At 35.3% G+C, this 16,647-nt stretch carries 17 protein-coding genes and 1 pseudogene; 7 read left to right on the top strand and 11 right to left on the bottom strand.

All coding sequences use genetic code 11. From position 1 onward, the window contains the following. Positions 1 to 12: 12 nt before the first annotated feature. From ACX5JI_RS00915 to ACX5JI_RS00895, 5 genes are all read right to left on the bottom strand, one after another. The gene (locus ACX5JI_RS00915; protein ID WP_459499242.1) at positions 13 to 624 is read right to left on the bottom strand and encodes an XTP/dITP diphosphatase; all 612 of its coding nucleotides are present in this window, start codon (positions 622 to 624) and stop codon (positions 13 to 15) included. An 11-nt stretch (positions 625 to 635) separates the two neighbouring features. Beyond that, a complete protein-coding gene (gene rph / locus ACX5JI_RS00910) occupies positions 636 to 1,373 on the bottom strand; it encodes a ribonuclease PH (protein ID WP_459499241.1) in 738 nt (245 codons plus the stop codon). Between the two features lie 132 nt (positions 1,374 to 1,505). After that, on the bottom strand, positions 1,506 to 2,549 hold the full coding sequence (locus ACX5JI_RS00905) for a GerMN domain-containing protein (RefSeq protein WP_459499240.1): 1,044 nt from the start codon (positions 2,547 to 2,549) through the stop codon (positions 1,506 to 1,508). Between the two features lie 348 nt (positions 2,550 to 2,897). Then, a complete protein-coding gene (gene racE, locus ACX5JI_RS00900; protein WP_459499239.1) occupies positions 2,898 to 3,713 on the bottom strand; it encodes a glutamate racemase in 816 nt (271 codons plus the stop codon). A gap of 202 nt (positions 3,714 to 3,915) precedes the next feature. Next, the gene (locus ACX5JI_RS00895; protein ID WP_459499238.1) at positions 3,916 to 5,238 is read right to left on the bottom strand and encodes an MFS transporter; all 1,323 of its coding nucleotides are present in this window, start codon (positions 5,236 to 5,238) and stop codon (positions 3,916 to 3,918) included. Positions 5,239 to 5,663: 425 nt separating this feature from the next. Here ACX5JI_RS00895 and ACX5JI_RS00890 point away from each other — a divergent pair, with 425 nt between their 5' ends. Together ACX5JI_RS00890 and ACX5JI_RS00885 are read left to right on the top strand one after the other, a co-directional pair. After that, positions 5,664 to 5,957: a putative quinol monooxygenase gene (locus ACX5JI_RS00890; protein WP_459499237.1), complete on the top strand. Its 294-nt coding sequence runs from the start codon at positions 5,664 to 5,666 to the stop codon at positions 5,955 to 5,957. 51 nt (positions 5,958 to 6,008) lie between these two features. Beyond that, positions 6,009 to 6,089: pseudogene (locus ACX5JI_RS00885) on the top strand (IS6 family transposase); the annotation flags it as partial. Between the two features lie 54 nt (positions 6,090 to 6,143). Here ACX5JI_RS00885 and ACX5JI_RS00880 read toward each other — a convergent pair. Beyond that, complete coding sequence (locus ACX5JI_RS00880) at positions 6,144 to 6,782, bottom strand: TetR/AcrR family transcriptional regulator (protein ID WP_459499236.1); 639 nt, start codon at positions 6,780 to 6,782, stop codon at positions 6,144 to 6,146. A gap of 280 nt (positions 6,783 to 7,062) precedes the next feature. Next, positions 7,063 to 7,287 (bottom strand): spore germination transcription factor GerE, encoded by a 225-nt coding sequence (gene gerE / locus ACX5JI_RS00875; RefSeq protein ID WP_000659494.1) that lies wholly within the window; start codon positions 7,285 to 7,287, stop codon positions 7,063 to 7,065. 354 nt (positions 7,288 to 7,641) lie between these two features. On the opposite strand from gerE, the gene kimA reads away from it, so the two are divergent. Both kimA and ACX5JI_RS00865 read left to right on the top strand, forming a co-directional pair. After that, positions 7,642 to 9,465 (top strand): potassium transporter KimA, encoded by a 1,824-nt coding sequence (gene kimA, locus ACX5JI_RS00870; protein WP_459499234.1) that lies wholly within the window; start codon positions 7,642 to 7,644, stop codon positions 9,463 to 9,465. Positions 9,466 to 9,665: 200 nt separating this feature from the next. Further along, the gene (locus tag ACX5JI_RS00865) at positions 9,666 to 9,851 is read left to right on the top strand and encodes a PspC domain-containing protein (protein WP_459499233.1); all 186 of its coding nucleotides are present in this window, start codon (positions 9,666 to 9,668) and stop codon (positions 9,849 to 9,851) included. Between the two features lie 96 nt (positions 9,852 to 9,947). Here the strand turns inward: ACX5JI_RS00865 and ACX5JI_RS00860 are convergent, their stop codons facing one another. Continuing rightward, positions 9,948 to 10,520: a helix-turn-helix domain-containing protein gene (locus ACX5JI_RS00860; protein WP_459499232.1), complete on the bottom strand. Its 573-nt coding sequence runs from the start codon at positions 10,518 to 10,520 to the stop codon at positions 9,948 to 9,950. 105 nt (positions 10,521 to 10,625) lie between these two features. Between ACX5JI_RS00860 and ACX5JI_RS00855 the strand changes: the two genes are divergently transcribed. Together ACX5JI_RS00855 and ACX5JI_RS00850 are read left to right on the top strand one after the other, a co-directional pair. Next, positions 10,626 to 11,591, top strand: a complete 966-nt coding sequence (locus tag ACX5JI_RS00855; RefSeq protein ID WP_459499231.1) for a DMT family transporter — start codon at positions 10,626 to 10,628, stop codon at positions 11,589 to 11,591. A 176-nt stretch (positions 11,592 to 11,767) separates the two neighbouring features. Continuing rightward, a complete protein-coding gene (locus tag ACX5JI_RS00850) occupies positions 11,768 to 12,433 on the top strand; it encodes an MIP family channel protein (protein WP_459499230.1) in 666 nt (221 codons plus the stop codon). 58 nt (positions 12,434 to 12,491) lie between these two features. Here the strand turns inward: ACX5JI_RS00850 and ACX5JI_RS00845 are convergent, their stop codons facing one another. The 3 genes from ACX5JI_RS00845 to ACX5JI_RS00835 form a co-directional block, all read right to left on the bottom strand. Beyond that, entirely contained in the window at positions 12,492 to 12,923 is a 432-nt protein-coding gene (locus ACX5JI_RS00845; protein WP_459499229.1) for an Rrf2 family transcriptional regulator, read from the bottom strand. 196 nt (positions 12,924 to 13,119) lie between these two features. Beyond that, positions 13,120 to 14,346 (bottom strand): ABC transporter permease, encoded by a 1,227-nt coding sequence (locus tag ACX5JI_RS00840; RefSeq protein WP_459499228.1) that lies wholly within the window; start codon positions 14,344 to 14,346, stop codon positions 13,120 to 13,122. 2 nt (positions 14,347 to 14,348) lie between these two features. After that, positions 14,349 to 15,233, bottom strand: a complete 885-nt coding sequence (locus tag ACX5JI_RS00835; RefSeq protein ID WP_459499227.1) for an ABC transporter ATP-binding protein — start codon at positions 15,231 to 15,233, stop codon at positions 14,349 to 14,351. Between the two features lie 355 nt (positions 15,234 to 15,588). On the opposite strand from ACX5JI_RS00835, the gene ACX5JI_RS00830 reads away from it, so the two are divergent. After that, entirely contained in the window at positions 15,589 to 16,419 is an 831-nt protein-coding gene (locus ACX5JI_RS00830) for a 5'-nucleotidase, lipoprotein e(P4) family (protein WP_459499226.1), read from the top strand. Positions 16,420 to 16,647 lie beyond the last annotated feature (228 nt).

Here is a 16,647-nt window from a genome sequence, read left to right as displayed (position 1 = left end):
GGTCTCTCTCCCTTATTCTTCTTCTAAAAACCATGCTGGGATTTTCTCTTCTAACTTACGAAGAGCACGCCCCCGGTGACTTATTTCATTTTTCTCATCTGAAGTTAACTCAGCCATCGCCCGTTTGTATTCTTCTACATAGAAAATTGGATCATATCCGAAACCATTCTCACCACGAGACTGTTCTAAAATTTCCCCTTCACATGTACCGTTTACAATAACAGGTTCTTTGTTCTCTTCTGGAAAAGCAACCGCTAACGCACAATAAAAACGAGCTGTTCGCTTTTCCATCGAAACCCCATGTAATTCTGTTAACACTTTATCGATATTCGCCTGGTCATCTTTTTGCTCACCAGCATAGCGAGCAGAACGAACACCAGGGTTTCCATTTAGCGCATCAACCATTAAGCCCGAATCATCTGCGATTACAATTGAATTTAATTGTTTACATAAACTATCTGCTTTCAAAAGTGCGTTTTCTTCAAATGTTTCACCAGTTTCCTCTACTTCTTCAATATGAGGGAAGTCATGCAGCGATTTTACTTCTAAATCAAATCGCTCAAATAGCTCGGCAAACTCACGCACTTTCCCCATATTTTTCGTTGCAACAACAACTTGTTTCATATTTTCCACCTCTACTCTATGTGAGATACAATATCGCCTAGTGCTTCTTTTTGCTTTTCAACGAGTTGTAAAATTCCGTTTTCTGCTGCATCGAGTAATTCATTTAATTCCGCGCGGCTAAACGTTGCTTCTTCTCCAGTTCCTTGCACTTCAACAAACTGACCTTTCCCTGTCATAATAACGTTCATATCAACATCAGCTTTCGAATCTTCTGCATAGTTTAAATCTAAGACTACACCTTGGTCTTCCACAACCCCAACAGATGTTGCCGCGAGATAATCTTTTACTGGAATGCTAGATACTTTGCCTGCTTGCAATAATTTTTCAAATGCTAATACCATTGCCACATAAGCACCTGTAATAGAAGCCGTTCTTGTTCCGCCATCTGCTTGAATGACATCACAGTCAATCCAAACCGTTCTTTCTCCAAGCGCTTCCAAATCAACAACCGCACGTAATGCTCGTCCAATTAAACGCTGAATTTCCATTGTACGACCCGTTACTTTCCCTTTACTTGACTCACGAATTGTACGTTGTTCCGTGGCACGTGGAATCATCGCGTATTCCGCTGTTACCCAGCCCTTTCCTTCACCTCTCATAAATGGTGGTACACGTTCTTCAATTGTTGCCGAACAAATAACCTTCGTGTCTCCAACTTCAATCAAGACAGATCCTTCTGGATGTTTTAAATAGTTTGTATGAAGACGTACACGGCGTAGTTCTGCTGCTTGTCTACCATCTACTCGCATAAAATAACCCCCTAATAACTGCTACCTATTAGTATAGCCCATTTTTAATTTCTAATTATGTATAACAATAGAAGAAGGGGAACTCAAAAAGAAATTCCCCTTTCTTACATAAGTATATCAAATTATTTACGATTAAAAACTACCTGTATTCACGTTTTGCGGACGATCGACAGGTTTTGTTAATTTTTCACCCTTCTCATTTACAAGATTTGCTTTCCCATTTACTTCAATAGAAACATTTTTCACACCTTGCTTCTCCGTTAACGATAAAACTAATGATTTCAATACGTAATTTGAAATCATATTTTTATCTTTATTCGCGTATATATTTTCATTAAAATTTAATGTAACATTTCCGTTTTGTAATTTCGGATTCGTAATGAGTTTAACACCTGAATTAAAATCATTTAGCAATGATCCATGCGTCGGTCCCTTTACAAGTTCATTTACAACTGTCGTAATATCATTTTCTTTCCCTTCTGCAACACGTCTCGTTACCGGTACATAATATTGTTGTTTATTACTTTGTGCCATAAAGTAAAGGGTAACCGGTTTTGTATTCGTTACATCTGTTACTTGCTCATCATCGAAGTTAATACCATCTGCCCGGCTCACCCCTTCTCCAACCGGCGTACCAGCAACTGGCATCTTCGTCAATTTCTCACCATTTATTTGAAACTGAACTTGTTTAATATCTTTAAATTGCGTTAACGTCCAAGCAACCGATTCAACAATTTGACGTTCTTCTTCTTTTTTATAGTTTTTCATTTCCTTTGAAAAATCTATAACCGCTGTCCCATCTTTTTTCAAATTCATAGACATCGTTGTACCTGCTGGAAGAACAGCCTTAAATCCATTTGGGAGTAAATTCTCTACTGGCCCATCTTTCACAAGGTATTCTAACGTTTGTTTCACAACTTCATTTTGTTTTGGAGCAGGTAATGCTAACGTTTGTGGTACAACATAGCCATTTTTATCAACAAGATATAGTTCATAGTTTTTCGTTTGTCCTTGCTTCTCTTTCGTAGCAGTTTTCTTCTCACCATCTGTATACGTGACCTGTTTCGGCGGATCAATTTGTTCTGTTTCTTTCTCATTATTTAACAAACCGCAACCTGCTAGTAAAGCAGCGCTTACCACAGTACAAACAAGCCTTTTAAAAGTGATTTTAGGCATACCATTTCCCCCTAAACTCTAAGTTTGTACTATCAGTATACGAGCTTTTTATCATTTTAGAACAAGCAATGACAACTTACCTTTCAATTTATGAAAACAAAAAACTCCTGATTCCTCAGGAGTTTCCATACGAATATATATATATCCATTTTGATTTTCCAACCTATCATTTGTGGCTATGAAGAACCAAATGACAACCTGCTCTCATCTTCTCGTTTTGGTCTCACTTGGCGTGGGGCTAAAAAAGGAACTGACCGCTTCTATGCTGGGCTGGATCCTCTCTCCCATCTAAAAAGAAATGGTTTTTATGTCGGTTTTTCAATTTGTATTTATATACAATTCATTTACTTACAAAGTAATATGCTTGACATTTTCAATTGGTTGTCCAAACCATTTAGAGGCAATTTCTTTAAATAAATCTATTTTTCCTGTTGTTAAGAAGAGATGATCACTTTGTTCTTCCCCTTCATTTAACATCTTACTATGGTATAAAATCGTACTCACTTCACGAGCTGTTTCATCTCCAGAGCTAATTAACTGCACCTTATCCCCCATTACCCGCTTAATAACTGGGCCTAGAATTGGATAATGTGTACACCCTAAAATCAATGTATCGATTTCAGTAGCTTTCAGTGGTTGCAACGTCTCTCTCACAACCTCATATGCTATTTCACTTTCAAAGTTTCCACTCTCTACAAGTTCAACAAATGGTGGACACGCTAAACTTTCTACCATAACACGATTATTAATAGACTTCAGCGCTTCTTCATATGCACCACTTTTTACCGTTCCAATTGTTCCAATAATCCCAACATGATACGTATTCGTCACTTTTAAAGCAGTACGCGAACCAGGATGAATCACACCTACCACCGGGATTGGTAATTGTTTTTGCATTTCTTCTAATACAACTGCAGTTGCTGTATTACAAGCAATAACTAGCATCTTAATATTAAGCGCTAATAAATGTTCTGTTATTTCCCATGTAAATTGACGCACTTCCTCACGAGAACGCGGGCCATACGGACAGCGTGCTGTATCTCCTAAATATATAATCCGCTCTTTAGGAAGCTGACGAATTAACTCTTTCGCTACTGTTAATCCCCCTACTCCCGAATCAATGACACCAATTGCTCTATTCAACATAATCACCCGTTTTCTCATTCATCATCTTAATTTTATGTTTATCAGTATATTTTACACACTTTAAGTTCGCTTACTTAAAATGTTCCCTGTGTAAAAACTCTTCATTTGTACCTGTATAGACTAGGACCTTTTTTATTTTGCTCCTTTTTTTCATAATTTGCAAGATAGAAAAATAACCGACCTTCTATAAGAAAAGTCGGTTTCTTCTATTGTTATTTTACTACGCCATCTTTTTTTGCAAAGAAGACATTTGAAATAATAACAAAAAGTGAGCTGAAATTAAAATCGCAATTAAAATGAAGTTTAAACTATAACTATTTGTCGCCTCCATAATTTTACTTGCTACCGCCGGCCCAAACGCCATACCGAAAAAGTTGATTAAGTTGTACAGTCCAAGACCAACTCCAACTTTAGCAGGATTTAACGTTTTCGGTATAAGTGTATTTAATGATACTTGAATTGCTGAATAACTCATAAATGTTAAAATAACTGCCACTAACATAACGATTACGTTTCCATTTGGAATGAGTCCTAAAATTAAAAAGCCAACTATCATAACAACAGATGCTACGTAAATCATTTTCACATTCCCAAATGTCGGTATAATTCTTCCAGTTAAAAAGCTTGATAAAATACCAAATAAAGAAGCGATAAACAGCGCAACCCCTATTACAAATGGTGATAGTCTATGTTCTCTTCCTAATAAGAGCGGTAGAAGCAATAAATTCGCACATAATGCCACATTCATTATAAAACCAATCGATATTAAACGAAGAAATGGCTTGTTCGTAAATAATTCAATATCAATAAACGGATACTCCGCCTTCTTCATTCGAGCTCTAAATAAAAATAGTAAAACAATCGATACGATAAAGAGCCAACTATTAATATTTACTCCTAATAAAACAGTCGCGATTAATGCAAATAACAAAACTGCTCCAAGAAAATCAAAATGAAAAGTTTCATCCCTTTGTCCAACTTCTTCTGGCATAAATTTCATAAGCAAGAAAATCCCAACTACCGAAATAGCCATGAACAAAAATAAATACGGCCAGCCTAATGCATTCGTAATCGCCCCACCAACTAAAGGACCAATACCAATTGCTAACGCGATAGAAGAACTAATCATCGCTAACGCTCCTGGCTTTTCAGCAGGCGTAAGTAATTTAGCGACTGCAACCATACCAAGTGCAATAAATGCAGCGCCTCCACTTGCTTGCAAAATTCTCGCAAAAATGACAATACCGTAAGATTGGTTCATAAATCCAACAATTGAACCTAGTATAAATATAACAATCGAGATAATTAATAGTTTTTTTACACTATAACGATCCGCCAATTTCCCATATACCATAGAACCGATTCCGACTACTAAGGAGTAGCCTACTACAACCCAACTTACTTTTGATGAACTAATTGATAAATCTTTAGAAATATTCTCTAACGCCACATTAAATAAAACCGCGTTCATCGGTCCTAATAATACAATAAAACACACTGTAAAAATGAACCATTTCGAATGGTTCTCTGTACTTTTCCCCAAGTTTAACACCTCTCACATTTGTAGTTTTAAAACTTTCAAACTATAAACGAAAAATAAAGTTGTTTAGTTCTCATATTGTCACCAAACAACCTATTCCAAATGCAACTTTTATCGCGATAAAGTGAACTTGAAACGAGTAGAATGTCTATTCATCCTTTCTTTGAACATCGAAAAGTTCAAGTGTACGTTGTTCGATGTTCATGGAACTATCATAGTTTCGCCTTTTCAAATTGTCAACAAAAAATAAACAAAGTAAACTATTTTAGTATTTTTAGTTTACTTTGTTTATTTTTTGTTATAAACTAATTTCAAATCACAATTCAAGGCGGCGTAACATGATAGTTCAAATTTGCAATTCATAAATGTATAGAATACGGAGCTTTTATTTTGTAATGCTGTAATAAAAGTTGAAAGTAGGGAATCTGATGCATTATATAACTGCATGCTTGAAGATTATTAGTGATAAAGAACTTAATGAAATAATGGAAGAGTTTAAAAAACTTGAAGAAGAAACGAATAAAGAAGAAGGATGTATTAAATTTCATGCTTTTCCGCTTGAACCATCGGAACGAAAAATAATGCTTTGGGAGATTTGGGAAAATGAAGAGGCTGTTCATTTTCATTTCACCAAATCACACACAAAACATCTTTTAGAAAAAGAATTAACAGAAATAGAATGGGTAATTAGAAATAATGTTTCATCTGATTATAATAATTGAAAAATCCAAAAGATCCTAAATAACAATCTTCATGGACAAGAATCTATCCTATTAGCAATTGCTGAGTTGAAGAAAGCGAAAAAGATGCCAGTAATCATCCAAGTAAGACAAATAAAATACTTACATAACATTACAACATGTAATAAAAAAGCAGATTTTCCTATACGAACGGAAAATCTGCTTTTTTTAAGAAATCATTTGCAAAATCGCAATAACTTCTTTTTCAATGTTAGAATCATCAGCCAACTCTAAATACTCCGGTTTAAATAACTGATATTTCTTCAAGTTATAAAAATCAAGTATCGCTTTCTTTAACGTAATATCATACTGAATGCAAAAAGAATGATCTATAATACGTCTCAACATAACATCATCTTGTACCATAAATAATTGTGCATTCATTTTATTAAAATACCCTTGCTCCATACCTGATTCAAAAAACATTTGTAAATTTTGATTACGATTTTGTTGTGCAGCAACTAATTGATCCCATAAGTTTGGATAAGCTTCTTTCAAATCTTGTAAAAACGTATCCGAAATATACGTCACACATTTTAACGAATGAATAAACGTCTTTTGAAAACGTTCCGCAAAAGAAATACTCTCATCTTCGTTATCTGCATCTCCTTCGAGAAGATAATTGATAAAATCCTCTACTACCGCTTCGATAATTTCATCTTTCGAAGAAAAACGCTTATATAAAGTTGCCTTACTAATGTCCATATATCTCGCAATTTCATCTATCTTTAATTGACTGAAACTCGTTTTTCTAATAATCGGTTTTATTTTATTAATGTAAGTATTTGCACATGCCACTTTTCTCATAAAAAGAGCCTCCCACTTTATCCATACAGGATAGTATAGCAAATTAATGAACGATTATAAATGAAGTCATTATACTTAATAAGCTTTTTTAGTTAACTATGTATATTTTATATTATATGCTTTCTTTTTAAACTACACTATTAAAACGGCGGCTCAAAATAAACACGTTCTTTTAGCCGAAAGCTCTAAATGTGTACCAGCAAAAAATACATTGGAATTCCTACTCTAAACTACAAACAAAAAAATAGCCGACCTTTTACAAAAAAGTCGGCTTTACCTATTATAATTCAAGTTCCCCCATACGAAGAAGTTCAACAACCGCTTGCGAACGTCCCTTAACTCCTAGCTTTTGCATTGCATTTGATATATGGTTGCGTACGGTTTTTTCGCTAATAAAGAGTTCACTTGCAATTTCTTTCGTTGTTTTATCTTGAACCAATAATTCAAACACTTCTCTCTCTCTCTTTGTCAATAATGGTTTAGATTGATATGCTTTTTCCTTCAACTGGTATAACCCTCCTTGCTTAAGCCAGAGCTGTACATGTGTAAGTTGGGTGTTTATTTAGTCAAGATATTGTATGAACGAAATGTGCAGGTGGTGAATGAAAATGGGCTTATTTCAACACGTTATTTACGGATTTGTATGCATTTTTCACTTCCCTAAAGTTCATCCGAAAAATTATGAAATAGAATATTGGTGAAATATAATTGCATCTTCCCTCCAAAACCTTCTCAATCCATTTATTACCTTCTTCTTTTCAGAAAGATTTACTCAAATGTCACCAATACTACAAGATAAACATGTATGTATCTTATAACAATCTGACTATACGCAAAATTATATATTGGTGGTGTCCTTATGTTTTCAACTTTCAAACGATTTTTCATCGGTAGACCTCTTAAGTCAACAGCATTAGGAGAACAAAAATTAAATAAACTAAAGGCACTTGCTATTCTATCTTCTGATGCCCTTTCTTCTGTCGCTTACGGAACGGAGCAAATTTTAATTGTTCTCGCTGCATTTGGAGCAATTGCTTTTTGGTATTCCATTCCGATCGCAATCGGCGTTCTTATTTTATTAACAGCGCTCATTCTATCATACCGACAAATCATTTTTTCTTATCCGCACGGAGGTGGTGCTTATGTTGTTTCAAAAACAAACATAGGAACAAATGCAGGTCTTATTGCAGGAGGTTCATTACTTGTTGATTATATCCTTACTGTAGCAGTAAGTGTTTCAGCTGGAACCGACGCTATTACTTCAGCATTTCCGGCATTACATACCTATACTGTTCCGATCGCAGTTATACTTGTACTGTTTATTACCATTTTAAACTTGCGTGGTGTAACAGAATCCGCTTCAATATTGGCATATCCAGTCTATCTCTTTGTATTGGCACTTGTTATTTTAATCATTGTAGGTATCGTTAACATTTTCTCTGGACAAGTTTCTCCCAATTTACATGCACCAATTGGAAGTGTTGTGCCTGGTATTACACTCTTTTTCTTGTTAAAAGCATTTTCATCTGGCTGTTCCGCTTTAACGGGCGTAGAGGCTATTTCCAATGCAATTCCAAACTTTAAAGAACCCGCTGCAAAAAATGCAGCAAAAACTTTAGTAATTATGGGAACAATTCTAGCTATTTTATTCACTGGTATCACATTTTTAGCATATTGGTATGGAATCGTACCAAAACATAACGAAACTGTCGTGTCCCAAATTGCTTCAAATATATTTGGAAGAAACTTTGTATACTACTTTATTCAAGGAACAACTGCACTTATTTTAGTGTTAGCTGCCAACACAGGTTTTTCAGCATTTCCACTTTTAGCATTTAATTTAGCATCAGATAAATATATGCCGCGTATGTATTTAATGCGTGGAGATCGCTTAGGATATTCAAATGGCATTATTACGTTAGGCGTCGGTTCCATCCTATTAATCATGGCATTCCACGGTAAGACAGAACAATTAATCCCGTTGTATGCAGTTGGTGTATTTATTCCCTTTACGTTGTCACAAACAGGTATGATTATAAAATGGTTGCGAGAAAAACCACAAGGATGGCTACCAAAATTACTAACAAACTTATTAGGTGCTCTTATTTCATTAACTGTGCTTCTCATTTTCTTTATTACAAAATTTGCACAAGTATGGTCCATTCTTGTCTTTCTACCTATCATTGTTTTCATCTTTCATCGCATTCACAATCACTATATTGCAGTAGGAGAACAACTACGCATCAAATGCAATGAAATTCCCGAAAAACTAACTGGTAATATCGTAATTGTTCCGATTGCCGGTATTACAAAAGTAGTCGAACAATCCATCAATTATGCAGAGACAATTAGCGATCAAGTTATTGCAGTATATGTAGCATTTGATAGAGAAAGTGAACTACGTATGCAGGAAAAATGGAAAGAATGGCAACCGAACATTCGGCTCGTTACCTTTATTTCATCTTACCGAAGCTTGATGCATCCTATCGCAAAATTAATTACAATCATCCAACATAAAGCGCAAGAAAAGAATCGTTTCGTTACCGTTTTGATTCCGCAATTTATTACGAAAAAGAACTGGCATAACATTTTACACAACCAATCGAGCGTATTACTACGCGTCTACCTTTTATATAAGAAAAATGTCATTGTTACAACCGTTCCCTACCGCTTCCGAAAATAAAATCAATATGCATGAAAAAGGAGAGAACTCTCTCTTTTTTTCACGTGTACAACAACCTTACAAAAATGTAATCTTCTTTCAGAAAAATGTAATATAATTCGATAGTTTCCATATTCTTTTCCATGTAAGATAAAAATATAAGATATCGCCAATACATATATAAAGAGTACTCGGTGATTGAAAAAGGAGAGGGTTTTACAATGGAAAGAAAATTACGTAGATCTGAAGCAGATAAAATGTTATTTGGTGTATGCGGCGGTTTAGCGGAGTATTTTGATATAAGCGCTAGTATGATTCGACTTCTTTGGGTTATTGCAATTCTATGTTTCGGAACAGGTTTTCTAGCTTACTTCGTTTGTCTATTACTTATACCACGTTCTTATTAAAAGGCACCGACGCCCAATCCGGTGCCTTTTTTGCACATTTCGTTTACTTTCCCAAAAAACGAAAAACACTTCTATGCATAAGCGGATACTCTCTCATTACGAGGAATACTTCATTGTTAAATGTAAAACAGCAACCTCATCTCCATCATTCTTATACGTATGCTTCTTATTGGCTTCAAACTGAATCGAATCAAATTCATTTAATTGATACACATCACTTTCAACTTGAATCGCAACTTGTCCTTTCATAACCGTAACAAGTTCAATGGCTCCTTCATGATGGGATTCTGGCTCATAAATACTTTTTGGTCTTAAACAAGCACGATGCATCTCCATTCCAGTTTCTTTCGTATACCGGAACATTGTTTCTAATCTCCATACTTGTCCCTCATCTACCGCAAACCCCTCCCCGCAGCGCGCGACTGCGACTGGTTCTCCAGCCACCATGAGTCTAGACAAAGGAATTGATAATCCTTTCGTAATCTTCCAAATGACTGCTAATGTCGGATTCGTTTCACCTCTTTCAATTTTCCCTAACGTTAATTTACTAACTCCCGTTTTTTGCGCCAATTCTTCTAAACTTAATTTTTGTTCATGACGAATTTGTCGTAATAATTTACCCACTTGCTCAATGACTTCTTTTGTTTGCATATCCTCTTTTTCTTTCACGGAAACAAAACCACCTTAAAGTATAAAATAATTTACTTTTGTTTGAATTAAATATATCATACTATACATAAATCTTTAAATTCCCGAAAGGAGTGCTTACGCATTATGCGTGCAATATTATTAGGTCTTTTATCATCAGCCTTTTTTTCTGCAACATTTATTATTAATAGAGCAATGAATGTATCTGGAACGAGCTGGGCTTGGACAGCTTCTTTCCGCTTTTTATTTGCTCTCCCTATTTTATTCCTTATCGTTTTATTTCGCAAAAACCTCGGACCCTTATGGCCAGAAATGCGAAAACGTCCTTTTGCATGGCTAGGATGGGGGTCTTTAGCAGGCATTGGCTTCTATTCTTTATTAAGCTTTTCTGCTGTCTTTTCTCCAGCTTGGCTTGTTGCAGGAACTTGGCAGGTTACTATACTAGCCGGGTTGCTACTATCGCCATTATTTTTTATTACCATTGAAACAAAAACAGGTACAAAACGGGTGCGGGGAAAAATCCCACTTCGTAGTTTATACGTATCACTTTTCATTTTAATCGGTGTCATTTGTATGCAAATCACAGCAGCTGGGCATATTACAACAAATCAATTTATATCTGGTTTTCTTCCTGTTGTTCTCGCAGCTTTCTTATATCCATTTGGCAATCGAAAAATGATGGAAGTTGCAAGTGGACGCCTCGATACATTCCAGCGTGTATTAGGAATGGCCATCGGCAGTCTCCCTATAACAATTATCCTTGGCATATATGGTTATTTCACAACAGGCGTTCCGACATCTAATCAAATGCTCCAAGGTTTTTTATTAGCATTATGTTCAGGCGTTATTGCCACAATGACCTTTTTCTTCGCTACAGATTTAGCGAAAGATAACCTTTCCCTACTAGGAGCAGTGGAAGCAACGCAAGCTGGCACTATGGTATTTACTGTTCTCGGTGAAATCATTTTCTTAAATGGTTCATTCCCTACCCACCTCTCACTTATTGGAATGATTATCATTATGGTCGGAATGGTCGCCAATAGCATTTTGAATCGGTCTGTTCCGGTTATGAAACAAAAGAACACAGCATAAACGAAAGATGTGCAGGCATGGTTCTTCTTTAGGAGCCATGTCTGCTCCTATAATTGAGATTGTACGAACTTTCATTATTGGTTTAATCGGAATATTTTTTCATTACTTGTTTATACTTAGAACAGCATCATTCTATGTTATAATACGTTCTCATTCACATTTAAAGGAGGAAAATCATGCTAAAAAAAGGAATTGCTGAATTTATTGGTACTTTTGTACTTGTATTATTCGGAACAGGAACAGCTGTTTTAGGCGGCGGAATTGAAGGGATTGGAACTTTAGGAATCGCTATGGCTTTTGGACTATCCATTGTTGCTATGGCATATAGCATCGGAACAATTTCTGGATGTCACGTAAACCCAGCAGTGTCGATTGCTATGTTTGTAAACAAACGTATGAGTGCAACAGAACTTATTTACTATTTAATCGCTCAAATTTTAGGTGGCTTATTAGGAACAGCAACATTAGTAACAATTCTAAAATCTTCTAATCTGTCTTTAGATAACTTAGGGCAAAATAGCTTTGGATCACTTGGTCTATCAGGATCATTTTTAGTTGAATTCGTTTTAACATTCGTCTTTATTTTAGTTATTATTGCAGTAACAGGTAAAAATGGTAACGCACATTTAGCTGGACTTGTAATTGGTTTCACATTAGTATTAGTTCACTTATTAGGCATTCCATTAACAGGAACTTCTGTTAACCCTGCACGTAGCCTTGCACCAGCTTTATTTGCTGGCGGAGAAGCTATCTCTCAATTATGGGTATTTATTATTGCTCCAATCGTTGGTGGCATCGTCGCTGCTATTGTAGGAAAATTTTTATTAAATACAGAAAAATAGAATTTTCATTCTTTCTGAAAGTAAAAGAAGCGAGCCCCTATATACGAGGCTCGCTTCTTTACTTTTGAATTTTTGATTGTAAATTTGTAACAAGTTGCTGAACTGTTACATTCGCAAGTACGCTTTCCATCGCTTCTTGCGCTTGCATTAATATAATCTCTAATACGGATTGAATATTAGCCCCTACTGGACATTCAATGTTGGGATTCTCATGGAAAGAAAATAGTTGTCCTTCTTCTACTACTTCCACTGCTCTATATACATCAAGTAATGTAATTTCTTCTAAATCACGCGCAAGTGACGTTCCACCTTTTCCAGCTTGTACATCAACAAGACCCGCTCTCTTCAACATTCCAGTAATGCGACGAATCACAACTGGATTTGTATTCACACTACCAGCAATCCATTCAGAGGTACAGCGAGAGTTTCGATCTATCGCAAGTAACGTTAACATATGAACACCTACTGTAAAACGGCTACTAATTCCCATCTGCACGCCCCTCCTTTACGTTCATTTTGTCAAAAGACGATACATACTATTATATACTATTTCTACTTTGTACATAAAGAAAAAGCATGATTCCCTTAGAAAATCATGCTTTTTCCCATTGCGGATAAATTTAGCAAACACAAAGAAGTTAAGGAGACAACGAAAAATCCCAACTGATTCAAATTTCACTTTATCATTATTGACGCTTCATAAATTTAGCTAGATCTTTAAATTTCACTTTATCAGAGTAATTCATGACACCATTGACGAAGATGCGACTTGTAACAGCACTTAATATACCGATTGTCGCCAAAAGAACCGCAAGTGTTATCATGATTTCTAACATACCAGCTTCACCAGCTACAATGCGCGAGAATGTGACCATCGGGGTAAAGAATGGAACATAAGAACTTACAACAACGATAGTACTATTCGGATCCCCTAGTGATTTAATACTAATGAAAAGTGCTGCCATTATTAAAATCGACACTGGGAACATTACACCTTGTAAATCCTCAGTCTTAGAAACAACCGCACCAGCGGCTGCATACATCATCGCATAAAGGAAATATCCTGTAACAAAATAAATTAGGAACATACCGATAACTTGTGCATCTAACTTTGTAAAATCAATTGGCAATCCAAATAATGAACCACTTTCCGAGTCTATCCATCCTAATAACCAAGGAATAAGGTAACCACATGCCAATATGACAAGTTGTAATAACGCCGTTGAAACAACCGCTAAAATTTTTGCATACATCATCGTGAGAGGTTTTACTTTTGGAATCATGACTTCCATAACGCGGGAAGCTTTTTCAGAAGCAATATTCATCGCAATTGTGCTTCCGAACGCAGTAATGAACATATACAAAGCGAATGTAAAGAAATATGCTATTCCGAAAGAGGCAGAACGATCTTTTATCGCTTCTTGTTTCACAGGAATTTCCGTTTGCAATTGTTGTGCGATTTCCGGTGAAACATTATGTTTAGCAACTGTCACCGCCATATATTGCCCCTTTAAATAACTAGCCATAATGGTAGAAGTTGTTTCGCTAGGAAACCCATTAAACATATACGTAACTTCTGGAATCCCATTCTTTTCCGTCACACGAAATAAACCGTCTAGCTCGCCTTCTTCTACTTGTTTATGTAGTTTATTAAAATCTTCTTTTGAACCAATTGTTAGTTTAGCTGATGGCAATAACTTATTTAACTCTTCTTTTTGTATGTTATATGTAGAACTTTCTGTTACAACTGCAATTTTATCTTTATCCTTATTTTTATCATTACTTGAAGTAAAATGATTAAATGCAAAGATCCCAAACACAATTAAAAATAAAATGGCACTCGTAATCAAAGATTTTTTAGATAGAAATGATTCCCTGAAATAAAATGAAAATACATGAGAAAATTTACGCATTGTTATTTCGCCCTTTCTACAAATATTTCGTTTAGCGTCGGCTCTAGCATTTTAAATTGTCTTAAACTTATACCTTGCTTCTGTAATTTTTGTAAAATCGTTAAGGCTTCTGCATCATCATGAACTTTCACATAAATCAGTCCTTGTTGTTTTTCGTAAGAAATACGCAATGCTTGCAATGCCTGTTCATTTTCCACTACATCTTCAATGGTTAAATTACGGAAACCATATTCTTGCTTAATGTCGCTTAGTTTTCCTTTTACAACCGCTTCGCCTTTTTTCAAAATGCATACATGCTGGCAAAACGCTTCTACTTGTTCCATACGGTGGCTAGACAAAATAATTGTTTTCCCGCTTTGTACTTGTTCTTCAATAATGTTTGCTAACATACTAGCATTCACTGGGTCTAGTCCGCTAAACGGCTCATCTAATATAAGAAGCTCCGGGTCATGAATAAGCGCAGCAATTAATTGAATTTTTTGCTGATTTCCTTTTGAAAGCTCTCCTGCCGTTTTATATTTATATTCCGGGATTGCTAATTTTTCTAACCAACGATCAATCTCACGGTCTACTTCTTTTTTCGTCATTCCTTCTAATCTACCGAAATAGCGAAGTTGATCTATCACTCTACTTTTCGTATATAACCCTCTTTCTTCTGGAAGATAACCGATCGTTACACCACTTTGAGAGATAGCTTTCCCGTCCCATGTAATAATCCCTTCATTTGGAGTTAATAAACCAAGAAGCATTTTAATCGTTGTTGTTTTCCCTGCACCATTTCGTCCAAGGAGTCCTAGTACTTCACCTTTTGGCAATGAAATTTGCAATTGATTGACCGCTTTTGATTCTCCAAATAATTTCGTTAAATTTTGTATTTGTAAGCTCAAATATAATTCCTCCTCTTTTCCTCACTCTTACAGCCTTCCAAATGGTTTATACAAAATATTTTAGTATACAAATACTTTGATTTTTATAATAAAAGCAAAGCTACATATCCATCCACCATTTGTTTTATTTAGTTAAAATTGTAAATAAATTTTCGGTATTTGTCAATTATAATAGTCATTTTGACAAAAAATATTGTCATTTATCCTTGTATAATTCCTTACTTATTATACTTAAATGGGGCATATTACTATATATACAAAGGGACATATGCAAAAGTTCATAAAAAACATCGCGTAAAATATTATATTTTAATATATAATATTAAATGATTTAGTTACATCAAGGAGGATACATATGAAGATGAAAAGGGGAATTACCACATTATTATCTGTAGCCGTTCTATCTACATCACTTGTAGCATGTTCAGGAACAGCTGAGAAAACTGTAGCAAAAGAAGAAAAAGTAAAGTTAACGGACCAACAGTTAATGGCTGATTTATGGTTCCAAACATCTGGTGAGACAAAAGCATTGTACCATCAAGGCTATAACATTGGACAATTAAAACTCGATGCAGTTCTTGCAAAAGGCACAAACAAAAAACCAGCAATTGTGCTAGATTTAGATGAAACTGTTTTAGATAACAGCCCTCATCAAGCAATGAGTGTGAAGGAAGGAAAGGGCTACCCTTATAAATGGGATGAGTGGATTAATAAAGCAGAAGCAGAAGCTCTTCCTGGTGCGATCGATTTCTTAAAATATACGGATTCTAAAGGTGTAGATATTTATTACATTTCAAACCGTAAAACAAATCAATTAGATGCAACGATTAAAAACCTTGAACGCGTTGGTGCCCCACAAGCAACGAAAGAACATATTTTATTACAAGATCCAAAAGAAAAGGGAAAAGAAAAACGTCGCGAACTTGTTTCACAATCGCACGATATCGTTCTCTTCTTCGGTGATAACTTATCTGACTTCACTGGATTTGATGGAAAATCTGTAAAAGATCGTAACCAAACAGTTGAAGAAACAAAAGCACAATTTGGCGAGAAATTTATTATTTTCCCAAATCCAATGTACGGTGATTGGGAAGGTGCTCTATATGATTACGACTTCAAAAAGTCTGATACAGAAAAAGATAAAATTCGTCGTGATAACTTGAAATCATTTGAAATAAATAAATAAATAAAACTCTATCAGCGGGAGTCTTACTTCCTGCGAGTAGCAAAATAAAAGGGTGGCTTATTGCCATCCTTTTATTTTGCTACACCTCAATCGCAGTTATAAAAGCAAAAAGACATCTCTATTTGTTTTTGCTTAGCATGGGGATCAAAATCTGATCACTTCTCTCCATAGTCGGAGGCTCTCATCCCAAAAAGAGGCTTTAAATCATATTTTCCATTTTCGCCATAT

Source organism: Bacillus sp. C1, assembly GCF_054570475.1.
The sequence above is the reverse complement of the archived record's forward strand: the minus strand, read 5'-3'. Positions and strand labels throughout refer to the sequence as shown.